This is a genomic window from Testudinibacter sp. P17/SS/0325 (assembly GCF_053570765.1).
Genome location: NZ_CM131635.1, coordinates 752,884 through 776,338, shown reverse-complemented (window position 1 = coordinate 776,338; position 23,455 = coordinate 752,884). Strand labels below are relative to the sequence as shown.

At 44.4% G+C, this 23,455-nt stretch carries 25 protein-coding genes; 17 read left to right on the top strand and 8 right to left on the bottom strand.

Translation table 11 applies throughout. The annotated features are described in order from the left end of the window. Positions 1 to 4 precede the first annotated feature (4 nt). From ACWA50_RS03800 to ACWA50_RS03770, 7 genes are all read left to right on the top strand, one after another. A complete protein-coding gene (locus ACWA50_RS03800) occupies positions 5 to 622 on the top strand; it encodes a DMSO/selenate family reductase complex B subunit (protein WP_431053999.1) in 618 nt (205 codons plus the stop codon). A gap of 1 nt (position 623) precedes the next feature. Further along, positions 624 to 1,484: a DmsC/YnfH family molybdoenzyme membrane anchor subunit gene (locus ACWA50_RS03795; protein ID WP_431053998.1), complete on the top strand. Its 861-nt coding sequence runs from the start codon at positions 624 to 626 to the stop codon at positions 1,482 to 1,484. Positions 1,485 to 1,615: 131 nt separating this feature from the next. After that, complete coding sequence (locus ACWA50_RS03790; protein WP_431053997.1) at positions 1,616 to 1,987, top strand: DUF488 domain-containing protein; 372 nt, start codon at positions 1,616 to 1,618, stop codon at positions 1,985 to 1,987. Between the two features lie 16 nt (positions 1,988 to 2,003). Continuing rightward, positions 2,004 to 3,707: a hypothetical protein gene (locus ACWA50_RS03785; RefSeq protein ID WP_431053996.1), complete on the top strand. Its 1,704-nt coding sequence runs from the start codon at positions 2,004 to 2,006 to the stop codon at positions 3,705 to 3,707. A gap of 187 nt (positions 3,708 to 3,894) precedes the next feature. Further along, the gene (gene narQ / locus ACWA50_RS03780; protein WP_431053995.1) at positions 3,895 to 5,598 is read left to right on the top strand and encodes a nitrate/nitrite two-component system sensor histidine kinase NarQ; all 1,704 of its coding nucleotides are present in this window, start codon (positions 3,895 to 3,897) and stop codon (positions 5,596 to 5,598) included. Positions 5,599 to 5,610: 12 nt separating this feature from the next. After that, a complete protein-coding gene (locus ACWA50_RS03775; RefSeq protein ID WP_431053994.1) occupies positions 5,611 to 6,117 on the top strand; it encodes a GNAT family N-acetyltransferase in 507 nt (168 codons plus the stop codon). A 132-nt stretch (positions 6,118 to 6,249) separates the two neighbouring features. After that, positions 6,250 to 6,597 carry a transposase gene (locus ACWA50_RS03770; protein WP_431054279.1) on the top strand — a complete coding sequence of 116 codons (348 nt, stop codon included), beginning with the start codon at positions 6,250 to 6,252 and terminating at the stop codon, positions 6,595 to 6,597. Positions 6,598 to 6,967: 370 nt separating this feature from the next. Here ACWA50_RS03770 and ytfE read toward each other — a convergent pair whose 3' ends face one another. Both ytfE and ACWA50_RS03760 read right to left on the bottom strand, forming a co-directional pair. Beyond that, positions 6,968 to 7,639: an iron-sulfur cluster repair protein YtfE gene (ytfE, locus tag ACWA50_RS03765; protein WP_431053993.1), complete on the bottom strand. Its 672-nt coding sequence runs from the start codon at positions 7,637 to 7,639 to the stop codon at positions 6,968 to 6,970. Positions 7,640 to 7,809: 170 nt separating this feature from the next. Beyond that, positions 7,810 to 8,559 carry an SDR family NAD(P)-dependent oxidoreductase gene (locus tag ACWA50_RS03760; RefSeq protein WP_431053992.1) on the bottom strand — a complete coding sequence of 250 codons (750 nt, stop codon included), beginning with the start codon at positions 8,557 to 8,559 and terminating at the stop codon, positions 7,810 to 7,812. 173 nt (positions 8,560 to 8,732) lie between these two features. Between ACWA50_RS03760 and asd the strand changes: the two genes are divergently transcribed. Both asd and ACWA50_RS03750 read left to right on the top strand, forming a co-directional pair. Continuing rightward, positions 8,733 to 9,842, top strand: a complete 1,110-nt coding sequence (gene asd / locus ACWA50_RS03755; protein ID WP_431053991.1) for an aspartate-semialdehyde dehydrogenase — start codon at positions 8,733 to 8,735, stop codon at positions 9,840 to 9,842. A 126-nt stretch (positions 9,843 to 9,968) separates the two neighbouring features. Beyond that, positions 9,969 to 10,916, top strand: coding sequence for an alpha/beta fold hydrolase (locus tag ACWA50_RS03750; RefSeq protein WP_431053990.1), 948 nt, complete (start codon positions 9,969 to 9,971; stop codon positions 10,914 to 10,916). Between the two features lie 254 nt (positions 10,917 to 11,170). Here ACWA50_RS03750 and ACWA50_RS03745 read toward each other — a convergent pair whose 3' ends face one another. Continuing rightward, positions 11,171 to 11,788 carry a LysE family translocator gene (locus ACWA50_RS03745; RefSeq protein ID WP_431053989.1) on the bottom strand — a complete coding sequence of 206 codons (618 nt, stop codon included), beginning with the start codon at positions 11,786 to 11,788 and terminating at the stop codon, positions 11,171 to 11,173. Between the two features lie 121 nt (positions 11,789 to 11,909). On the opposite strand from ACWA50_RS03745, the gene ACWA50_RS03740 reads away from it, so the two are divergent. Both ACWA50_RS03740 and rpoH read left to right on the top strand, forming a co-directional pair. Continuing rightward, the gene (locus ACWA50_RS03740; RefSeq protein WP_431053988.1) at positions 11,910 to 12,758 is read left to right on the top strand and encodes a LysR family transcriptional regulator; all 849 of its coding nucleotides are present in this window, start codon (positions 11,910 to 11,912) and stop codon (positions 12,756 to 12,758) included. A 202-nt stretch (positions 12,759 to 12,960) separates the two neighbouring features. Further along, positions 12,961 to 13,803: an RNA polymerase sigma factor RpoH gene (rpoH, locus tag ACWA50_RS03735; RefSeq protein WP_431053987.1), complete on the top strand. Its 843-nt coding sequence runs from the start codon at positions 12,961 to 12,963 to the stop codon at positions 13,801 to 13,803. 55 nt (positions 13,804 to 13,858) lie between these two features. Here the strand turns inward: rpoH and ubiA are convergent, their stop codons facing one another. After that, on the bottom strand, positions 13,859 to 14,725 hold the full coding sequence (gene ubiA / locus ACWA50_RS03730; protein WP_431053986.1) for a 4-hydroxybenzoate octaprenyltransferase: 867 nt from the start codon (positions 14,723 to 14,725) through the stop codon (positions 13,859 to 13,861). Positions 14,726 to 14,923: 198 nt separating this feature from the next. On the opposite strand from ubiA, the gene ACWA50_RS03725 reads away from it, so the two are divergent. Continuing rightward, on the top strand, positions 14,924 to 15,076 hold the full coding sequence (locus tag ACWA50_RS03725) for a hypothetical protein (RefSeq protein ID WP_431053985.1): 153 nt from the start codon (positions 14,924 to 14,926) through the stop codon (positions 15,074 to 15,076). Between the two features lie 3 nt (positions 15,077 to 15,079). Further along, the gene (locus ACWA50_RS03720) at positions 15,080 to 15,337 is read left to right on the top strand and encodes a type II toxin-antitoxin system RelE/ParE family toxin (protein ID WP_431053984.1); all 258 of its coding nucleotides are present in this window, start codon (positions 15,080 to 15,082) and stop codon (positions 15,335 to 15,337) included. Positions 15,338 to 15,429: 92 nt separating this feature from the next. Here ACWA50_RS03720 and ACWA50_RS03715 read toward each other — a convergent pair whose 3' ends face one another. Genes ACWA50_RS03715 through ACWA50_RS03700 form a run of 4 tightly spaced genes read right to left on the bottom strand, consistent with a single transcriptional unit; the run spans position 15,430 to position 18,999 of the window. Next, positions 15,430 to 16,080: a bifunctional 4-hydroxy-2-oxoglutarate aldolase/2-dehydro-3-deoxy-phosphogluconate aldolase gene (locus ACWA50_RS03715; RefSeq protein ID WP_431053983.1), complete on the bottom strand. Its 651-nt coding sequence runs from the start codon at positions 16,078 to 16,080 to the stop codon at positions 15,430 to 15,432. Between the two features lie 56 nt (positions 16,081 to 16,136). After that, on the bottom strand, positions 16,137 to 17,006 hold the full coding sequence (locus tag ACWA50_RS03710; RefSeq protein WP_431053982.1) for a DMT family transporter: 870 nt from the start codon (positions 17,004 to 17,006) through the stop codon (positions 16,137 to 16,139). A gap of 42 nt (positions 17,007 to 17,048) precedes the next feature. Continuing rightward, positions 17,049 to 18,233: a mannonate dehydratase gene (gene uxuA / locus ACWA50_RS03705; protein WP_431053981.1), complete on the bottom strand. Its 1,185-nt coding sequence runs from the start codon at positions 18,231 to 18,233 to the stop codon at positions 17,049 to 17,051. Positions 18,234 to 18,276: 43 nt separating this feature from the next. Then, complete coding sequence (locus tag ACWA50_RS03700) at positions 18,277 to 18,999, bottom strand: FCD domain-containing protein (RefSeq protein ID WP_431053980.1); 723 nt, start codon at positions 18,997 to 18,999, stop codon at positions 18,277 to 18,279. 248 nt (positions 19,000 to 19,247) lie between these two features. Here ACWA50_RS03700 and ACWA50_RS03695 point away from each other — a divergent pair, with 248 nt between their 5' ends. From ACWA50_RS03695 to ACWA50_RS03680, 4 genes are read left to right on the top strand one after another with little or no spacing between them, the layout of a single operon-like run. Then, positions 19,248 to 20,210, top strand: a complete 963-nt coding sequence (locus ACWA50_RS03695; RefSeq protein WP_431053979.1) for a TRAP transporter substrate-binding protein — start codon at positions 19,248 to 19,250, stop codon at positions 20,208 to 20,210. Between the two features lie 23 nt (positions 20,211 to 20,233). Then, positions 20,234 to 20,731, top strand: a complete 498-nt coding sequence (locus ACWA50_RS03690; RefSeq protein WP_431053978.1) for a TRAP transporter small permease — start codon at positions 20,234 to 20,236, stop codon at positions 20,729 to 20,731. Further along, positions 20,721 to 22,025: a TRAP transporter large permease gene (locus ACWA50_RS03685; RefSeq protein ID WP_431053977.1), complete on the top strand. Its 1,305-nt coding sequence runs from the start codon at positions 20,721 to 20,723 to the stop codon at positions 22,023 to 22,025. The genes ACWA50_RS03690 and ACWA50_RS03685 overlap by 11 nt, the downstream gene beginning before the upstream one ends. Positions 22,026 to 22,034: 9 nt before the next feature. After that, positions 22,035 to 23,387 (top strand): glycoside hydrolase family 28 protein, encoded by a 1,353-nt coding sequence (locus ACWA50_RS03680; protein WP_431053976.1) that lies wholly within the window; start codon positions 22,035 to 22,037, stop codon positions 23,385 to 23,387. Positions 23,388 to 23,455: the final 68 nt, after the last annotated feature.

Sequence of the window (23,455 nt, the reverse complement as noted above, 5' to 3'; positions counted from 1 at the left end):
GATTATGACGGAACAATATGGTTTTTACATCGATTCGGATCGCTGCACCGGCTGCAAAACCTGCGAACTGGCGTGTAAGGATTACAAGGATTTGCCGGTGGATGTGAATTATCGCCGGATTTACGAATATGCCGGCGGCGATTGGCTGGCAAACGGCAACTGTTGGCAGCAGAATGTCTTTTCGTATTATTTGTCGATTTCCTGCAATCACTGCGAAGATCCGGCGTGCGTCAAGGTATGTCCGAGCGGGGCAATGCACAAAAATGCAGATGGGTTTGTCATTGTCGATGAGGAACTGTGTATCGGCTGCCGCTATTGCCATATGGCGTGTCCATACGATGCGCCGCAATACAGCGAAGCCAAGGGACATATGACAAAATGCGACGGTTGCTATTCACGGGTGAAAGCCGGTGAAAAACCGATTTGTGTCGAATCGTGCCCGCTGCGGGCATTGGATTTTGCGCCGATCAGCGAGCTGCGTACAAAATACGGCGAGTTGGCGGCTTTAGCACCGCTACCGGCGGAACATTATACTGCGCCGAATTTGGTGATCAAACCGAATAAAAATGCGCGCCCGAGCGGCGATACCAGTGGATTTTTAGCCAACCCGAGGGAGGTGTAACATGAATGCCGGATTACATGAATTACCGCTGGTGCTGTTTACCGTGCTGGCGCAAAGTGCGGTCGGTGCGATCATTCTAATGGCATTATGGCTATTGTTGAAAGCCGATGAACCGCTGCGACAACGCAAAGTCGTATTATTGCTACTGTTGCCGTTAATCCTGTTGGGATTAGGTTTCGCCGCTTCAATTCTACATTTAGGTTCACCGCTGCGCGCCTTTAATTCATTGAACCGAATCGGCAGCTCGGCACTTAGTAACGAGATCGCTGCCGGTGCGCTGTTTTTCATTCTTGCCGGCGTATATTGGCTGTTACAGTTGCTGGATAAAATGCTGGCGGCATTAAACAAACTTTGGCTGTTTTTGTTGATCGTCAGCGGCGGTATTTTTCTCTACGTGATGAGTACGGTTTACTTAATCAGCACCGTACCGACTTGGAACAGCATTTCGACCCCGGCGTCATTCCTGCTGACCGCACTTTTGGCCGGCTTTACTCTCGGTTATGCCTTGCTGCGTTTTGCCGGTGTTGAAGCCGCTCAATTGCGCTGGGTTCCCGGCATTTTGGGATTGGCACTACTGCTTGCCGTATGTTTAGTGGTGTTGCAAGCAACCAGTTTGGCCGGCATCCAAACCTCTGCGCAAAAAGCCTCAACATTAGTGCCGGATTACGCCAATTTAATGATATTGCGTCTAGTGTTGCTGTTCGCCGGTATCGGGCTACTGTTTTACAGTCGCCGTGCTCAAAACAGCTTACCTAGTTTGTCACTCTGTGCCAGTGTACTGTTGGTTTTCGTTGCCGAATTGATCGGTCGAACCCTGTTTTACGGTTTGCATATGACCGTCGGCACGGCGATCGCCGGCTGATTAATCGCCCGTCGCTTAGCAGGCAATTTGTCCTTTCGCGGATAAGTTGCTTTTTTATACGTGCTTAACATGGATTTTTATCCAAGTGCAGTATATGCTGTAGCAATCAATCACACAAAATGGAGTAAATTATGTATCAGTTAAAACGAGTGTATACCTTTGACGATAATGATTTTCCAGCCGTATTGGCAGATCGGTTGTGGCCGCGCGGAATTGCCAAAGTGCGGTTAGACGGAGTGTTGTGGCTGAAGTCGGTCACACCCTCCAACGAACTGCGCCAATGGCTGCACCAAGATCCGCTTGCGCATTATGACGAATTTTGTCGGCGTTATTACCATGAATTGAGTGCCGAGGCGGTGCAGGCGGATTTACAGCAGTTGCGCCAATTGCACGCACAGCACGACCGCCTGACGTTATTGACCGCCGCCAAAGCGATTGAACACAGCCATTTGCCGGTGTTGCAGGCGGTGCTGCAAGGCAAAATCGAACTTCCGAATCACTAGGAATTAAATTAACAAGATGATATTAAAACTCAAAACCCGTTTGACCGATTTGCTTGCGCAAATATGGCCGCTGGCGAAAAAATATCCGCTGGAAATGCTGTGGATGGTGCTGTTTTCCCTACCATTTCTGTTTTTTGATCTTTTTGACGTTAAAGGCGGAGATTTGTTGCGCTATTGGCTGTTTGCACCGGCGTTTTTCGCCCTGAGTTATTTACTCCATCGCTATAAAATCGCTTATTGGCTGACGGCGGTGATGGTGCCGTTAGTGCTGTTTTGGCAGCTGAATAACGGGTTGATATTGGAGGATTATCTGGAGGATCGCCGGTTTGCGGCGTTGCAACTGCTGTTATTGCTGTGTTTACTGGCGCGCGGTTGGGCACAGGAAAACCGCACTTTTATCACCCGTTTTCTGCAAACGGCACTGAATATTGCCAAAGCCTGGCTGATTAACGCGATCGGGTTGCTGCTGTTTTTTGCATTACTGGGCAGTGTTGAATTGCTGTTTAATCTGGATCTGCCGTTTGACCGCATACTTCAGCGAATACTGCCATTTACTTATTTCAGTATCTTCCCACTGTTCTTTTTGCTATTTGAGCAGAATAAGGACACGGAACAAGTCGAGCTAGGGCATTTCGGGCAACTGTTGTTGAATTTCGTACTTTCGCCGACACTCATCATTTATAGTCTGCTGCTGTATCTCTACAGCGCACGCATTGTCCTGCTGGGTGAAATGCCACAGGGGCAAATCAGCTATATAGTGTTGCCGTATTTGTTGCTCGGACTCGCGTTAAAAAGCGTACAACTGCTGCAAACCTCGCCAAAATGGCAAGGTTTTTACCATATCTTCGGCTGGATTGCCTTACTGCCTTTGGCGCTGTTGTGGTTTGCGGTGTATCAACGGTTGAGCGCCTACGGACTGACCGAAGTGCGGGTTTATCTGCTTGCCTTGACGGTGTTAATTTCACTGTTTATTGCGTTATCCTTGCGCACATTCAACGGTCAACACCGCACTTTTGCCAGCTTGATTGCGCTGACGATTATTTTGCTCGGCTGGGTGTTGAATCCGAAGGAAATCGCCTTCGACAACCAATTGGCAAGGTTTGATCGGCAGTTACAGCAATTCGATTTATTGGATGCTCAGGGCAAAATCAAAGCGCTGCCCGACACCGCCGCACAAGCCGGTTTTTCCGAGCAGCAACGACAGGATTATCATAATTTATCCACTCAGGCGCGCAATTTAAATTGGATCTATGCACGGCGTGGACAGATAAATGCGCGTTACGGGCAACATTTTCCTGAATTAGCCGGTGCGAGTGAAGATACACCCCAAATTGCGCCGAACGTAATACAAACGCTACACTTTTATCACCGTGAAAATGTCAGGGTGATAACCTTAAAACACCCTTACCAAACAATGCTGAGTGTCGATTACTCGCTCGATAGCGACACAGTGGCAGAGGCGAAATATCGCTACCGATTTGCAGAACACGGGATCCATTTTGAAGTCGATTTAAACGGGTTTATCAATCAAATTTTGCTAAAAAACGGCTTTGCATTGAAAACCCAATATCCTAAGCAAGAATTGCAACCGCTTAACGATCAGTTTTTGCTGCTGCAAGGCGAGAATTTCCTGCTGCTATTTTCTCGGTTTTCCCTGCGTTACGATAAGACGTTAGGCTATGTCTTTGCCGGAGCTCATTTAGAATCGGTGTTGCAGTAATATTCAGTAATCTGCACCCCAAAAGTTAGACTGCAAAACCAACTGACTAGGGTGCAGATTTTTATGACAAAATATTTGATCAACCTATTTCACACCAAGTTCTCCTTAAATGTTTTGATTTAAGGGTTTTTTGTTTTTATTCAGATTACCTCCTATAATACCCCAATCCCCCTCAAGGAGTTTTGTCATGCAAATCAAAAAATCCGTAACGTCGCGTTTGGCGTATTATTTGGTGATGATTATCATGTTGTCCGGTTTGTCGGTGTGCGTGACCACGCTGATTATGATCAGCAACCATTCCGATGCCGAGATGATCAATGTGTCCGGTTCGCTGCGGATGCAGAGCTACCGTTTGCTGTATGAAATGCAGTACCAGCCGGAGTTGCTGACGCATGGGATTCAGACTTATCAAGCCAGTTTGCAGACGCCGACACTGATGAATTTGGAGCGGTTTTATGTGCCGGATTCGGTGCAGAATGCCTACCGCACTTTGCTGGCAAGTTGGCAGGTGATGGCGGGTTATTTGCGACAGGGGGAGGCAGGATTGTATCAGCAGAATTTGGAATCCTATGTCGATCAAGTCGACAATTTCGTGTCGGTGCTGCAACAGTTTTCCGAGCAGCGTATCCGTTTTGCGATTTATACTAACCTGTTCAGTTTGCTGCTGATGTTGGTATTGGGCGGTTATCTGTTGAGCTACAGCCGTAAAAAAGTAGTGGCGCCGTTGCAGCGCTTGGCCACCGCCAGTCGGCAGGTGCAGAACAGCCAGTTTCAGCACATTGAACTGGATATTGACAGCGATAACGAGCTGGGCGAGCTGTCACGCGGTTTCACCCAAATGGCGGCACAGCTGCAAAAACTCTACCTTTCGCTTGAGGAACAAGTTAGTCAGAAAACCCGTAGTCTGACCCAAATTAACCGCACTTTATCCATGCTGTATTATTCCTCACAACAGCTGACGCTGCATGAAATCACCCGTGAAAATCTGACCACCGTGCTGAAATTGTTGCAACAAAACGAACGCTTGCAAGTCGTGCGCTTGGTGGCGAATGGGAACGAGATGTTTAATCTGGAAGTGGGCAAAGAAGATAGCGCAACAAACTGGCAAACCACGCGGATTACGATTAACGATCAGAATCTGGGTAGCCTGAATTGGCAGCGCAGCGCAGCCTATCCTGACCTGCGTACGATTGAAAATATTGCGCAGATGTTGGGGCGGGCATTGCATTCCTATCAGCTGTTGCGCCAGCGACAACACTTAATTTTAATGCAGGAACGCTCGATTATTGCGCGTGAATTGCATGATTCCTTGGCACAAGTGTTGGCATATCTGCAAATCCAGTTGACGTTGCTACGCCGCAGTATTTTGCAGGAACTGAGCGAGGAGCGGGCGGCGAAAAGTTTGAATATTCTGCACCAATTTGAAACCGCACTTGCCGACGGTTATACCCAACTGCGCGAGCTGTTGGCGACTTTCCGTTTGACCGTCAGCGAGTCGAACTTGAAACTTGCCTTGCAGGAGGTGATCGATTCGCTGCAATCCCGTTCCGAAGCGCAAATCACGCTGGATTGTGCGTTACCGTCGCAATTGCTAAACGCGCAACAACAGATTCATTTACTGCAAATTGTGCGTGAGGCGGTGCTGAACAGCATTAAACACGCCCACGCCACGCTGATTGAAGTGATTGCGCGCAGTAACGACAACGGCGAAAACACCGTGATTATTCGCGATAACGGTGTCGGCATTCCATCACTGGCGGAACCAAGTGGGCACTACGGCTTGAATATCATGCAGGAGCGAGCGCAAGAGTTGAATGCGCATTTGACCATTGCGCGTCGTGCCAGCGGCGGCACCGAAGTCAGTTTATTGTTGGCGGACGACGTGGAATAACAAGGATTACACATGACAACCATTCGGATTGAAAAAGCCCAAGCGCAAGATTTGGCGCAAATCGTGGCGATTTATAACCAAACTATCGCCAGCCGCCGTATCACCTCCGATTTAGCCCCGATATCGGTTGCCGACCGGCAAGCGTGGTTTGACTTTCACCGCAATAGCGTGCGCCACCCGATTTGGGCGGTGCGAAATACGCAAGATCAGCTGATCGGTTGGGCAAGCTTGTCGCCGTTTTACGGGCGACCGGCATACGATATCACCGCCGAAGCCAGTTTTTATCTGGATAACCAAGCCAAGGGCAAAGGAATTGGCACGCAAGTGGTACGTTTTTTACAACAGCAAATGCAACCGCTGCATTATTCCACTCTGCTCGCCTTTGTGTTCAAAGGCAACCCCGCCAGCGTCGGCGTGCTGCAAAAGTGCGGTTTTCAGCAATGGGGCGAACTGCCGAATATCGCCGATATGCAGCAGCATAAAGAAACGTTGCTGTTGTTGGGTTACCAAACGGAATGAAATAGGCATAGTAGCTGTAAATAATATGCTTCATTATTATAAGTGAGTTGGGATATACAAGACAAAATTGTTGGTAAAAAGTAGGTTAACGCCTTATAGTCACTGGCTTTAACCCACTTTTTTGAAATATGAATAAAAAATTGTCCTTTTTGCTCAAAATCAACTATTCAGAAATATGGCACTTATCACCATATTCAACGCTATAAATGCCTGACGTGCAATAAAACATTCACCCTAAAAAATAAGTTGAATTCCAATAAAATTTGGCTTGATTACACGCTTGGAAAACAGACTTATAAACAACTTGTCGATAAATATCATTGTTCTCTAAGAACTATTCATCCTGATGAAAAAGGAAAATACTATACTGCCCGACTTCAAGCGCCTAGTTCACCGCGTAGGATTTTAACGCTGCAGTGTGTTTTCGGGGAGGGTCTAAAGTCTTCATCTTTCAATGCGGCTAAGATTTTAGGGACTTGACTACGGTCAATCCGTTTTAATGATTTTTTGAAACGTTTTGTCGGCAACACAGTGTATATAACGTTTTGCTGCCCGTCATACCCCATACTCCCGTTCGAGTTCGTCCATAGTGGTATATTCCACCGTACCATTTTTGACATCTTCTCTATGCGCGCGCAGATCGGCAATATCTTCAAGTTGAGACAAATGCGCATTGATTAATGACATGACGATGGAATCATAGACATCATCATTAAAGAGTTGGTCATCTAATCCGTGAGCAGACAGCAGGGCTTTTTTCGTCTGTTATTCTCATGACATATTCCTCTAATGAATTAAAGGTAATAATGCCCTCTTTCGAGGGCATGGGTCAAGTGTTGCCGAATAACAATTACCCCTCATTCACCACTCTTGGAAACAAAATATTGTTTTCCAGATGAATATGGTGCATTAAATCGTCGATAAACTCGTTAATGCCGCTGTAGAGCGCGCGCCAAGTGTTGCACGCGTCCGTCGGAGGGGTGACGTTGTCGGTCAGGGATTTCAGCACTTCCACTTGTTGTCCGGCGTCGTCGTGTTCATGCTCCATCACTTTGATCGGCATTCTTGCCATCGCATATTGCCCGGCTTGGATCATCGGGAACAGAATCTGTTCTTCTTTTTGCATATGATGGCTCAGTTCGGCATAAATCTCTTTTAATACCGCCGACGCGCCCATCGGGCAATCGGCGCGATCACCGTGCACGTTTTCCACTTTTTCCGCCATCGCAATCAGCTCCGGCAGCTGTTCGCGGTGGCGATCATGATAGCGGGCGATGATATGGGCGATAATTTCCGGGTAAGCGGTTTGCGTCCAATCCTGCTCCTGCCCGAGGTCTTGCCGCGCTGCCAGTTCGGCTAAACGGCTTTCAATCGCCGCCAAATCCAGATTTTTCACGTTTGCCGCAAAGCCAAGCGTGTTGGCGCCGCCGCAGCAAAAATCCAAATCATATTCGCGCAACAGTTTGGTGGCGCCCGGAATGGCAATCGCCAATTCGCTCAGTTTTTTATCTTGAAATGACATAATTTCCTCGTATTCGTTAGGATAAAAGTTGAGTTAAATAGTAAGGTATTTTGACGATAAAAGCCGTATTTTTAATTCATCTTTTGATCTATATCAAATCGAATACCTGAAACGAGGTAGGCAATACCGCACTTTGCGTTATCAAAATGGCAAAGTGCGGTCAGAAGGATTTAAACTTTTTTCTTCACGGTTAAGCCGGCAGGCGCTTGCGCTACCGGCATGATTTCAATCCGGTTGATATTGACGTGTGACGGTTGCTCGGCAATCCAAACAATGGTGGCGGCAATATCGTCAGGGGTCAGATAATCCACATTGGCGTATAAGGCTTCGGCTTTGGTGCCGTCACCATAGAAACGCACGTTGGAAAACTCGGTGCCACCGCATAAACCCGGTTCGACATTGCTGACCCGCACCGCCGTGCCGACCAAATCGGCGCGCAAGTTGAGGCTGAATTGTTTGACGAAGGCTTTGGTCGCGCCGTACACATTGCCGCCCGGATAGGGATAATCGCCGGCAATCGAGCCGAGATTGATAATGTGCCCGCGGTTGCGCGCCACCATGCCGGGCAGAATGGCGTGGGTCAAGGTGGTTAAACCGCCGATATTGGTGGCGATCATCTGCTGCCAATCTTGCAAGCGGCTGTTCTGTGCGGCGGCAACACCGAGCGCCAAACCGGCATTATTCACCAATAAATCAATTTCTTGCCATTGCGGCGGCAAACTGTGAAGTGCGGTTTGCACCGCCGCCGGATCGCAGACATCAAATGCCAGCGCCAGACAATTGTCGCCCAGCTCCTGTTGCAATGCCTGTAAACGATCTTGCCGACGGGCGCTGATGATCACCCGATGTCCGTGTTGCACCAATAAACGTGCGGTTGCCGCACCAAAGCCGGCACTGGCGCCGGTAATTAAAGCTAACATGGTTACCCCCTCTGCTATTTGCATGCGTAATGATTTTTACTATAACAAAAAGCGGCTTGCTGTCCATTGGCACGGTAAAAATTTTTGCTAAAAGAGTTGCTTTTATTGAAGTGATGTTGTAATTAATTAGAGTAGAAAATTAAAACACAACATCAAAAAAATAAGGAAACAATATGCAAAACGTAGGTTTTATCGGTTGGCGCGGAATGGTCGGTTCGGTTTTAATGGATCGTATGCAACAAGAGCAAGATTTCGCCTTGCTTAACCCGGTCTTTTTCACCACCTCCCAAGCCGGACAAAAAGCACCGAGCTTCGGCGGCAAGGACAGTGGCGTGTTGAAAGACGCCTTTAACATTGACGAATTGAAAGCGCTGGATATTATCGTCACCTGCCAAGGCGGTGATTACACCAATGAAGTCTATCCGAAACTGCGTGCGGCAGGTTGGAACGGTTATTGGATCGACGCCGCTTCTACCCTGCGTATGGAAAAAGACGCGATTATCGTGTTGGATCCTGTCAACCAACACGTCATCCGCGACGGTTTGGCGAAAGGCGTGAAAACCTACGTCGGCGGCAACTGCACTGTCAGCTTGATGTTGATGGCATTGGGCGGTTTGTTTGAAAAAGATTTGGTGGAATGGGTTTCGGTTGCCACTTACCAAGCCGCGAGCGGCGCCGGCGCGAAAAATATGCGTGAATTGCTGGTGCAAATGGGCGAATTGCGCGATGTGGTGAAAACCGATTTGGACAACCCGGCTTCGTCGATTTTAGCGATTGAAAGAGCGGTTGCCGACAAAATGCGCGGCGATTTGCCGATTGAAAACTTTGGTGCGCCGTTGGCGGGCAGTTTGATTCCATGGATCGACAAATTACTCGACAGCGGACAAACCAAAGAAGAGTGGAAAGGCTATGCCGAAACCAATAAAATCCTCGGTTTATCCGACAGCCCGATTCCAATCGACGGCTTGTGCGTGCGTATCGGTGCGCTGCGTTGCCACAGTCAGGCGTTCACCATTAAAATGAAAAAAGCTCTGCCGTTGACGGAAATCGAACAACTGTTAGCCTCGCATAACGAGTGGGTGAAAGTGATTCCGAACGACAAAGAAAGTACCCTGCGCGAGCTGACCCCGACCAAAGTCACCGGCACCTTGAGCGTTCCGGTCGGACGTTTGCGCAAACTGAATATGGGGCCTGAATATCTGGCGGCATTCACCGTCGGCGATCAGCTGTTATGGGGCGCGGCTGAACCGTTGCGTCGCATTTTGCGTCAATTGGTGGCGTAAATCGTTTCCCTCCCTACCCCATTTTTCTAGTGAAAAATGGTACTCCCTCCGCACGCGGAGGGAGAGAAAAATACCCTAAGGCGGGAACTCCCGCCTTATCTTTTTGCTAATACGACAGGTCATCAAATGGAACGAGAACCGCACTTTGGGCAGTTTGCTTTAAGAACCTTGAAACCCTTTGTCGAACAGTTTCCGCTGCAATATTTTGACGGGCAGCGCGGCTGTAGAATCGCGTACCGTTTTTTTGAACACCCGGCGACGGAATCTATTCCGCGTAACTTGATGATTTTGGTCAGCGGTCGCAGTGCGAATTTATTAAAATGGTCGGAAATCGCTTATGATTTTTATCAGCTCGGTTTTGACGTGCTGAGTTTCGATCACCGCGGACAAGGCTATTCGCAACGGCTGCTGCCCGATCCGGACAAAGGCTATATTGATCGGTTTGAGTATTATTTGGACGATATGGACGCGGCGATTCACCAAGTCAACCAGCGCCATGCCTATCAACGGCAGTTGGTGCTGGGGCACTCGATGGGGGCATTAATTGCAACCCTGTATCTGGCTAAATATCCGCATCAGATCGACAAATTGGTTTTGAGTGCGCCGCTGTTTGCGCTACCACTGAAAAACCCGTTTTGGGAACAACTGGTGGTGAATATCATGGTGCTGCTCGGACAGGATCAACGTTATATTTTCGGCAGAACCGCCTATCAACCGGTCAATCCGGACAATAACGATCTCAGTTTTTGCAAGACCCGCATGAAATGGATGAACCGGATTAACCGCCGTTATCCGGAAGTGCATTTGGGCGGGCCGACCTTTCGCTGGGTACATCAGTGCATTATCCAGTTTAAAAAATTACCGCGTGCGATCAGCAAGATTAAAATCCCGGTGCTGGTGCTGCAAGCGGAAAAAGAGCTGATCGTCTCGAATCAGCAAATTGAAAAGTACGCCAAATTATTTAGCCGCTTGCAGCATGAAGTGGTGAAAAACGCCAAACACGAAATTCTGTTTGAACGCGACGCGATTCGCCAAGCGGCGTTTGATAAGATTGCGGCGTTTTTAACAGATTAATTCCAAAGTGCGGTTTAAACCGCACTTGAGATTGCTGACAAACTGACTTCTCTCCCTCCGCATGCGGAGGGAGTACTATTTTTCGCAAGAAAAATGGGAGGGAGGGGAATATGAAAATGTAACATATTCATTTTTAACATTCTTTATGCCTCCCTCCGTCCTTCGGACACCTCCCTCCGTATACGGGGGGAGGGAAATGATTAGAGAAAAAGACTTTGTCATTAGCCTGAAGTGCGGTTTGACCGCACTTTGTATTAATTTCTCGCCGATGACAGTAACAACATCAATCCCAACAAGCATAAAATCACCCCGATCACCCGATTAACAATCACTTGCCGTTGTAGCAAACGTTGGCGAATCGTCGGGGCTGAGAGCAGCACCGCCACCAAGCCGAACCAAAGCAAATGCGCCAATGACATAAACGCCCCGTAACTAATCTGCACCCACAACGGCGTATTGGGATTGACGATTTGGGTGAAGGTGCTGAGCACAAACAGCGTGGTTTTCGGGTTGAGGGCATTGGTGATAAAGCCGTTTTTAAACGCCTGTTGATCGCTGAGCACCGCACTTTCACTTTCTAGATTAAACGCAGCCGGACGGTGGCGAAAGGTGGAAAAGCCGATATAAATCAAATACAACGCGCCCAAGGTTTTCACCAGATGAAACAGGCTGGGCGATTGCAACAACAATACACTCACGCCTAACAAGGTGTAGCCGACATGCACCCAAACCGCACTTGCAATGCCGATGGCAGTGATGATACCGGCACGTTTGCCGTATAAATAACTGTTGCGCGTGGTCATGGCGAAATCGCCGCCGGGGCTGATGACGGCGAGAATGGTGATGGTGATCACCGCAAGAAGTTCGTGCATAATGGTTGAGATAATTTCCGTTTAGATTAAGATTGAAAAATAGGGTTTGTTGTTTTTTGTTTATATTTTGCCTGATTTTTAACAGAAGAAAATCGAAATATTGTCATTAAGGTGTGAGATTTTGGAACAGATAGCCAAGCTGCCGTTGAACGCGCTTAAATATTTCTATTTTGTCGCCAAGTGCGGTAGTTTGAGTGCGGCGGCATTACAGTTGCACGTGACTCATGGCGCAGTCAGCAAACAGTTGAAGCTGTTGCAACACCATTTCAGCGAGCCGCTGCTGCTGAAACAGAGGCGCAATCTGCTGTTGTCGCACAACGGACGGATGTTGTATCAGCATTGCCAAACGGCGTTTTCCGAGCTGGAAAGTGCGGTTAAGCAGATCAAAACCCGCCAGCAACAGGATTTGGTGATCTCGTGCGAACCGACTTTGGCGATGAAATGGCTGATTCCGCGTATTAGTGCGCTGCAACAGCAAACCGGCTTAAATCCGGTGATTTTGGCCGCCGGCGGTGCAGTCGATTTTGAGCGGCAAGCGATTGATTTGGCAATTCGGCGTAACGATTTCCAGTGGGCGAAATCGCTGTATGCGAAAAAAATTGCCGATGAGCAAATGGGTTTGGTACAGCATTTGCAAGTCAAACAACATCGCCGTTTGCACACCCACACCCGTCCGCAGGCGTGGCAGGATTGGCAAAGGCTCAGCGGTTTCGCGCTTAATGAATGGCAAGAGGACAGCTATTTCGAGCATTTTTACCTCTCGATTCAAGCCGCGATTGCCGGCATGGGCGCGGCGATTGCTTCACGTTTTATGGTCGAAGCCGAAATCGAACAAGGTATTTTACACGCGCCGCACGGCTTTATCGGCGACGGTTCGGCATATTATCTGCTGTCGCAAACGCCATTGGCTCAAGGCAAAAGTGCGGTTTTGTTGCATTGGCTAAAGGCGGAAATGCTCAACAATCGTTGAATTTTTCAATCTTTATTGAACTATTTGCTGACAATTTAGTCTAATTTTTTACCAAACAACTGGTCTGAAACAGCAAGTGCGGTCTGGAATTTTGAACTCGGCGTAATTTGTGCTATAACTAACGCCTCGTTTATCATAAGCAGGTCGTGCAACAACGCACAGCAAGACAAGTGATTAACTGAATAAACAAAGAAGGAATGCGATGACGAAAGAAATGCAAATGATGCTTGTTCCTCAAGGCAACTTGGAAAGCTATATCCGTGCCGCCAACCAATATCCGATGCTGACCGCAGAGGAAGAGAAGGCGTTGGCGGAGCGTTTGTATTACCAACAGGATTTGGACGCGGCAAAAGAATTGATTCTGTCCCATCTGCGTTTTGTGATCCATGTTGCGCGCGGTTATTCCGGCTACGGCTTGCCACAAGCGGATTTGATTCAGGAAGGCAATATCGGGCTGATGAAAGCGGTGCGCCGTTTCAATCCGGAAGTGGGCGTGCGCTTAGTCTCGTTTGCGGTGCATTGGGTCAAGGCCGAAATTCACGAATATGTGCTGCGCAACTGGCGGATTGTCAAAGTTGCGACCACCAAAGCGCAACGCAAACTGTTCTTCAACCTGCGTAAAACCAAACAGCGTTTCGGTTGGTTTAATGAAAATGAAGTGGCAATGGTTGCCGATGAATTGGGCGTGTCGGTTGATGACGTGAAAGAGATGGAATCGCGCATGACCGGGCAGGATATGGCGTTCGACCTGCCGAGCGACGACGCGGAAGAGACTTACAGCCCGGCGTTATATTTAGAAGATAAAAGCTCTGATTTCGCCCTGGAATTGGAACAAGAAAACTACGAAAGCCAAGCCACCGAACAGCTGAACGAAGCCTTGGACAGTTTGGACGAGCGCAGCTTGGATATTATCCGCTCCCGTTGGTTGGATGACAATAAAGCCACGTTGCAGGATTTGGCGGCGAAATACAATATTTCCGCCGAACGCGTGCGCCAGTTGGAAAACAACGCGCTGAAAAAATTAAAAGTCGCCGTTGATTTTTAAACGATTGAAAGCGTGAAAAGCCTGTCTGATGTGACAGGCTTTTTTGTTGCCTGCGTTATAGAAAAATCCCCAATAACAACGCAATAAAAATCCCCATGCCAAAGTAGTTGTTATTGAGAAACGCCTTGAAACACTCTTCCCGCGTGCGCTCGCGCGTCAGTTTGCATTGATAGACAAAGCAAAGTGCGGTGACGGCAAGGGCGGCATAATAAGCCGGGTGTAAATTTGACAGATAGCCGATCGCAATAAACAGCACCAATGCGATAAATTGCAGTAACGCAATGATTTTATTATCAAATTGTGCGAATAAAATCGCAGTGGATTTGACGCCGATCCGCAGATCATCGTCGCGATCCACCATCGCATATTGGGTGTCATACGCCACCGTCCAGAGTAAATTGGCGGCAAACAGCAACCAACAAATCAACGGCAATTGCCCGCTCACGGCGGCATATGCCATCGGAATCGACCAACCGAACGCCGCACCCAACACAAATTGCGGCAAATGGGTGTAGCGTTTCATAAACGGATAGACAAATGCCAAGCTGACCGCAATAAACGACAGTAAAATGGCGTAACCATTCAGATTCAGCACCAATAAAAAGGAAAGTGCGGTCAGAATAAAAAACAGGATTTTCGCCTCTTTCTCATTCACTTCACCGGTGGCAAGCGGACGATGGGCAGTGCGCTTGACGCTGCCGTCAATGTGGCGATCGGCATAATCGTTGATCACACAGCCTGCCGCCCGCATTAAGACTACGCCGCACAGAAAAATCAGCAAAGTGCGGTAGTCCGGCACGCCGTCCGCCGCCAAAAATAACGCCCACAAGGTCGGCCACAGCAATAATAAAGTGCCAATCGGACGGTCGAGACGCATTAAACGGGCATAAGCCGGCAGTTTTCGGATAAATAAATTCGACATGTTACACAATCGTAGTACGGTTAGACCGTATACTGGTCTTAAAAAAGAATGATAAAAGATGGTGTTATCTTACCTCAAAACAGGTAGGCTGGCATAGCGTTATCGGTGCTGCCGGCGGTGATAACCTAATATGAATGCGTTGTCAGCACTGGGCAGATAGACTATAATTTCAGCAACGTTCATTGATTATCGGGGCAGATGATGAATAAAGAATATGAAAAATGGTTGACTGAAAAAGTACAAAAAAGTATCGATAATTTGGATCAAGGCGGCAAAAAATACACTTGGGACGAAGTGGTGAATCTGGCACGTAAACATTATACCGATAAAGTGTTTAAGAAAACGGCGTAACCCATGCGATTAGTTATTTCTGAACATGCCAAAGACGATTTTTTAACGATTTATTATAATATTGCCAGTTATGTCAGTATTGAAAGTGCGGAGAAAATAACCACGGAGATTTACAAAACCATCGAACTTGCGCTAACCCAGCCGTTAATGGGCGTGGTTGGCATTGTCGAGGGGTCCGAGAGTTATTTCCGCGCGGTGGTACATACCGAATTGTGTATCGGATCGTTGAAAACAGTAAAGAAGATGAATTACATATTTTGAATATCGCATTGGCGAAACAACAATATCCTCAAATTTAAGCAATACAGCCAAATAAGCCGCAAATCCTCACAGATTGCGGCTTTTTTGTCCAATTATGACTTTCTTAAGCCGCGAATAAAACTCACTGCTTCTTGGGTTAAGCGCGTGACTTGTTGCCAATTTCCGGCGGCAATCGCCTCATTCGGCAGAATCCACGAGCCGCCGACGGTGGCGACGCAATCCAAGGCGACATAGTCGGCAACGTTTTTCGGGCTAATGCCGCCGGTCGGGCAGAATGTCAGCTGCGGCAACGGTGCGGAAATCGCTTTCAGCGCCGGCGCACCGCCGTTGGCTTCCGCCGGGAAGAATTTGAGGTGATCATAACCCAACTCAAGTGCGGTCATCATTTCCGACGGGGTTGATGTTCCCGGCATTAACGGCGCCTCGCCTTGCAACGCGTGTTTCAGCAACGACACCGTCGCCCCCGGCGAAATCACAAATTTCGCACCGGCCGCCACCGCCGAATCATATTGTTGCGGTGAAATCACGGTTCCCGCGCCGACCAATGCTTGCGGCATAGCCTCGCTAATCAGCTTGATTGCATCAAGTGCAACTGCACTGCGCAGCGTGATTTCAAACACATTGATCCCGCCGTCCAACAACGCCTGCGCCATCGGCAGCGCGTCGTCCAAATTTTTGATTACCATCACCGGCACCAGCGGTGACGCGGCGAAAACCGCACTAGGTTGGAGTTTCCATGACATAATACTATTTCCTTTTGTTAATAATGATCTCTAATTAGAGAATGATTGTTTAAATTTCACCCTGCTTTGCGGATAAGACGTAACCGATAAACCAATAGTGCACAGAGAATCAAGCCACAACCCAGCAATTTAAGCACGGTGACGGTCTCGTCCATTAACCACACGCTTAACATCAGTGTCCAAACCGGTTCCAATACCATAATAATCGCTGCCGTACTAATATTACAGTGCTTTTGTCCGATGGTTTGCACAAAATAACGTAAGTTACTGGCGAGCAACACGCTGGCAAGAAACCAGAGCCAGGTGTTGAACGAAATTGTCGTTTGCCAGCTTTCGGCTAGTATTGAATAGCCGCTGCATACTATGCCGACAATAGCGAATTGAATCGTAATCAGCGACATCGGCGGAATATTTTTGGCATATTGATGATTCAATACGAAATAGAACGCGGCTGATAGTGAGCTGAGTAAAAATAGGATACTGCCGCCGGAAAAACGCAGCCCGCCATAACGACCGATGGCTAAAAAATATAAACCGACCAGCGCAATCGGCATTGAAAGCCAGAACACCGGCAACGGGCGTTGCTTGAAAAGCAGCCATGAAATCAACGGCGCAATCAGCATGGCAAGGCTAACTAAAAATGCCCCTTCGCCCAACTCATTGCTGTAAGTAATCCCCTGCACCCACAGAAACAAGTTAAGCGCCAAGGCAATGCCAACCGCACTTGCGTTGAGAATTTGAATTCTCTTCAGGCGATATAACTGCCGATGGGCAAAAGGCAGAAAAATCAAGGCGGCGGTTAAAAAACGCAGCCCCATAAAGCCGACCGACGGCATTTCCGCAATCGCGTTTTTTGATAAAAACCACCCCGAGGCGCCGATCAGCGTCACGATGAAAATCAGAATTTGCCCGAGGTAGTTTTGCATATCATCAATTGCCGGTATTGAGAAACTCTCCCAATCATCACCTTATTGGTTAAAATACACTTTTTTTAAGGCAAGCTCCAAACCGCGGAATTCGGCCAACCCTTTTAAGCGACCGATGGCAGAATAGCCCGGATTGGTTTTCTTGCGCAAATCGTCCAACATTTGGTGTCCGTGATCGGGTCGCATTGGAATCAGGCGCGGGTTACCGGCGGCTTTGCGTTTGTATTCTTCGCTCAATAAGGCTTTGACCACATTAAACATATCCACATCGCCTTCCAAATGCGCAGCTTCGTGGAACGTCAGCGGATTTTCTTCGCGGCAAGTAGAACGCAAATGCGCGAAATAAATCCGATCGGCAAATTGCTCGGTCATCTGCACCAAATCGTTGTCGGAACGCACGCCGTAAGAACCGGTACACATAGTGAAACCGTTTGCCGCCAGCGGCTGGGTTTCGACAAACCACTGCATATCCTCAATAGTGGACACAATGCGCGGCAAGCCCAAAATCGGGCGCGGCGGATCATCAGGGTGAATCGCCATTTTAATCCCGACTTCTTCCGCCACCGGAATAATCTGTTGCAAGAAAAATGCCAGATGTTGGCGGAATTGTTCCTTGCTGATAGCTTGATAGCGATCCAGCTGTTGTTGGAATTCGGCAAGGGTGTAACCCTCTTCCGCCCCCGGCAAACCGGCAATAATATTATTGGTTAATTGCTGAATATCCTGCTCGTTCATTTGATCGAAATAGGCTTTTGCCGCTTGCTGTTCGGCTGCGCTGTAAGTTTCATTTGCCCCCGGGCGTTGCAAAATATACAGCTCAAACGCCGCAAAGGCATCTTGATCGAAGCGTAACGCTTTTGAACCGTCCGGCAATTGGTATGCCAAATCGGTGCGCGTCCAATCCAACACCGGCATAAAGTTGTAACAAACCGTATCAATACCGCACTTTGCCAAATTGCGCAGGGTCTGCTGATAATTTTCAATCCACTGCAAATATTGCCCGCTTTGGGTTTTGATTTCCTCATGCACCGGCACGCTTTCGACCACCGACCACACCAACCCGGCTTGTTCGATTTCCTGTTTGCGTTTCTCAATTTCCTCAATGATCCACACCTGCCCGTTCGGAATATTGTGAAGTGCGGTCACAATCCCCGTCGCCCCCGCTTGGCGGATATCCGCCAACGAAACCGGATCTTTCGGTCCGTACCAACGCCATGTTTGTTCCATTTTTATTTTTCCTATTCCTATTCTTTACTATCTTATTTAGTTACTAATCTCTAAAAATAAATCCATCAAAATTTGGATCATCAATATCAGAGTGTTCAAATAACCTATTCTTTACATTTTCTAAATGTGTCCACATTTTTTCGTAAGCAGAATCTGGTTCTTTTCTTTGAAGAGCCATATAAATTTCCTGATGATCCGATAACCAATCACTTCGATAGTCTTTATGATTGATTTTCCGATGTAATTCATTCCATTTCATACTTCTTTGTCTGCGTTGCCATATGTCTTTGACCATATCAACCAGAGCAAGGTTATGAGTTGCTCTAGCTATTGATAAATGGAACATTAAATCTGTATCATATTCAAAATTACCGTGTTCAACATTTTGGCGTTCTAATACAAGAATTTCTTTAAGTGTTACTATGTCAGATTTTGTAGCTTTTCTGGCAGCAAGGTGAGCAATATTACTTTCTAAAATTTGTCGTGCTTGCAGCATTTCAAATGGACCAATTTCTAAATCAATATAACTACTATCTCCAGTCAATAACCCGTTTGGTTTTAGAGATGCTATATACATACCTGAACCTTGTCTTATGTCTAGATAACCTCCAACTTCAAGCATGGTAATGGATTCTCTGATAGTGGTTCTCGCAACACCATAATGAGCCATAAGTATCTTTTCTGTCGGTAATTTATCTCCAATATTAAATTTTCCGTCAGATATTTGATTAATAATATCCAAGCCAATTTCTATATATTTTTTCATATCTCATAAATTCATTGATCAGTTTTATATTATTAATCATACTGATTTAGAATTTAAGGTTCAATAAAAATTACTTATTTAATAAATAATTATGGTTTATTTTTGATAATTTTAGATCTGGATCACAAATTTTATTAAAAATTCATCGACAACTTTACGAGAGCTTTATGAATCTTGTAGAGTGATATTGAAGCATATGAATGGCAGTATCTAAATATTTTATTACTCTTTTATATAAGGAAAAAGTTATGAAAAAAATGACTATGACATTAATGTCACTTATGTTTTTAGCTTTCAGTGATGTAACTCATGCTTTAACGCTCAAGATTGCTGATAACCATAGTAAAGATGACTCTACGGTAAGAGCATTGGAGGATTTTTCGAAAAAAATATCTGAACGGACGCAGGGCAAGGTAAAGGCGAGAGTATATGCCAATGGAGTACTCGGTGATGAAGTACAAGTTTTGCAGCAATTACAACAAGGTATCATTGATATCGGTAGGGTCTCTACTTCAAATTTAAGTCAGTTCAAACCTCAGTTTTCAATTATATCAATGCCTTATCTATTTAATGATATGGAACATTTTAAACGTTTTGCTAATAGCTCAGTAGGAAAAGAATTTTTAGATTCGATTGATGATGATGGGATGATTGGTATTACATTTTATACAAATGGATTCCGTTCTTTTTATACAAAATCTAAACCTATTCATACACCAGCTGATCTTGATGGATTAAAAATTCGAGTTATGGGAGATACCACAGCAATTAATATGGTCAATCATTTAGGTGCAAAAGCAACACCAATGGCATATTCAGAAGTATTCAGTGCAATACAGCAAGGTGTTCTTGATGGTGCTGAAAGTGCAATAACGGTATTAACGAACGGAAGTCATGGCGAGGTTGCTAAATATTTTTCTTTTGATGAGCATTCTCTAATTCCGGATGTGGTTGTTATCAGCAAAAAATCATATGAAAAACTAAACGAAGATGAACGTAATCAAGTTATTCAAGCGTTAAAAGAATCTTGGGTTTTACAAGATAAACTTTTTGTTGAAGACATGGAAGTGGCATATAAAATCGCTCAAGAAAAGATGAAAGTTAATTTCAATGATGTCAATAAAGAACCATTCCGTGAGCTAGTAAAACCTATGTATGATTCTTTACCACAAAATGATAAAGATATAGTGGAAAAAATAAAGGATTTATAACTTTTAATTTAAGGAGAGTTTAAATGGATAGATTGATATATTTAAAGGGAAAAGTAGAGGTTGCATGTAGTACTTTTGCTGGATTGCTTATGATAGCTATGTCAATAATAGCTGTCTGGCAAGTGGTTTCTAGATATGTATTGAACTCTCCTAGTACTAATACAGAAGAAGCTTTACGTTATTTGATGATATGGATGGGTTTTTTTGGAGCAACATATTGTTTTGGAAGAAATACTCATCTTTCGATTACACTACTGGAAAATAAATTAAATCCTAAGAATTATTTTTATTTGAAAGTTATACAAATAACAGTTGTATGTATCACAATTTTAATATCGTCGATATATGGAGGTTACCATTTTGTAGTATCTAGTTTTTCTCAATATTCACCAACACTAGGAATTTCTATGAGTCTAATATATGCTATTATTCCTGTCTCAGGATTGTTAATATTGTTTCTTTGTATTTGCAATTTGCTAATATTAATTGAGGAATCAAGAGAGGGAAATTATGGATGCTGAATTAATATATATAAGTCTAGTGCTTTTTGGCACATTTATAATCTTGTTAGCTATCGGAATTTCAATTTCTATCAGCATTCTATTGGCTAGTATAATAACGTTATTTTTCGAACTTCCAACTGATATGGTTTTATATACTGGAAGTCAAAAAATGTTTTCTGGAATTGATAGTTTTGGATTATTAGCAGCACCTTTCTTCATATTTTCTGGAAATTTAATGAATAAAGGTGGGATAGCAAGGAGATTAGTCAATTTGGCCTTGTTGATCGGTGGTAAAATACCAGGATCATTATTACATGCTAATGTAATTAGTAATATGCTATTTGGAAGTGTATGTGGTTCTTCAGTAGCAGCTGCTTCTGCTGTAGGTGGTTTTATGGGACCACTACAGAGAGAGAAAAATTATGATCCACGTATTTGTGCGGCTGTAAATATTGCTTCTGCTCCAACGGGGTTGCTTATTCCTCCTACAGGAATGTTTATTATTTATTCGTTGATGACAGGTGCTTCAGTCGCAACATTATTTATTGCTGCCTATATACCAGGAATTTTAATGGGACTTGCAGTGATGATATATGCATATTTTGTGGCTAAAAAATATAACTATCCAACAGAAGAGACTAAAAATTGTAAAGAAGCAATTAGAGTAGTAATAGAATCGATACCAAGCCTTGCAATGATTATTATTGTTATTGGTGGAATTGTTGCTGGAATTTTCACTGCAACAGAGGGAGGGGCTATTGCAGTAGCTTATGCTTTAATATTGTCTCTAGCATATAAAACAATAAAAGTAAAAGATATTCTTCCTATTGCTATAGAATCAGCCTATGTATCTGGAACTATTTTATTTTTAATTGCAGCATCAGGTGTTATGTCATGGGCTATGGCATTTCTATCTATACCAGAGAGCATTAGTGAAATATTGATTAATATGTCAGATAATAAATATGTCATATTTATTATTATGAATATTATTTTATTATTTGTTGGTACATTTATGGACGTTGCACCGGCATTACTTATTTTTACCCCTATATTTTTTCCAATTGCGGTGTCTTTAGGGATGGATCCTATTCATTTTGGGGTAATGATAGCATTTAACTTGTGTGTTGGGAATTTTACGCCTCCTGTAGGCAGTGCTTTATTTGTAGGATGTAGTGTTGCTAAAGTTTCTATTGATGAAGTTTTGAGACCATTGCTTCCAATATTTTTATTAGTATGTGTCGCATTATTTCTTGTTACTTACATACCTTGGTTTTCTTTATTCCTTCCTAGACTATTTGGATTAATATAGGAGTAATATATGTATATTAGTTTATCTGAATATAGTCCATCAAGAGATGGAGTTAAATTGAATACTGACATTTTTAATCAAGCAATTTTTGATTTAAATAAAAAAGGAGGTGGAGTATTATATATTGAGGCGGGTAAATATCTCGTTGGAAATGTTTGTTTAGAAGATAATGTTTATTTGTATCTGGATCCTGGTGCTGAAATAATTGCAAGTTCAAATTATAATGATTTTAAAAATGCAAAAAGTTCTGTTATGGCAGAACAATCTTTTTTAGGTTTTATCTTTGCAAAAAATAAAAATAATATCGGTATATTAGGTAAAGGATTGATAAATGGTAATGCACCATTCTATCATTCAACTAATGTAGATGAGCTAGGTTATAGAATGCCGAATAGATCGAGAATAAGAACAATTATTTTTGAAAGTTGTGAAAATATTTTACTCGAAGATTTTACAATAAAAGATGCACCAATGTGGACAGTACATTGTATATCATGCCGGATTGGAAATATTAATAATATAAAAATTATTAATGATTTTAGATTTACTAATACAGATGCAATAGATATAGATGGATGTTCTAATTTCAATATTCAAGGTTGTTATATAAAAACTGCCGATGATGGCATCTGTCTTAAAACTAGTGAAAAATCAAAAGAAATAGATACTCCGTGTGAAAATATACTTGTGAGTAATTGTATTATTGAATCACATAGCTCAGCATTAAAGATTGGAACCGAGAGTTATAATAACTTTAACAATATTAAATTTAACAATTGTATAATATCAAATTCAAATCGTGGAATATCGTTAGTGACAAGGGATGGAGGTTGTATAAATAATGTTACAATATCAGATATGTCGATTACTACTAAATTTACATTAGATTGCCATTGGGGAAAAGCTGATCCAATTTTTATTTCCGTCAAGAAAAGAGATCCAAATAATATACATTGCGGGCAAATCAATAATGTAACATTTAATAATATTAATATTATATCTGAAGGCGCTATTAATATTCATTCAGAACCTAATGATAAAGCGAGTAAAATATTTTTCAATAACATCAATCAATGCCAAGTAGTAAGTGAAAATAAAAACAGGGGAACATATGATATAAGACCTCCATGCAACCCAAATCAATATGATAATAATGGAATGAATAATGCCTACTATATTCCTTTGGGGGAGTCAAGACCTTGGGGGGTTTTTGAATATCCAAATGGAATTCCTGCTATTTTTATAAATGGAATTAGTAAGGATAGTATAAGTATTAATAATTGCTACTTTTCTAGAGAAAATGTTCAAAAATGGAGTGATAAAACAATTCAATTTTACAAAGACGGTGAGGAAATTTTATGAACATCTCGAGCAGTAGAATGATTCATCTTGGATTTGGTGCTTTCCATAAGGCTCATCAAGGCGTATAT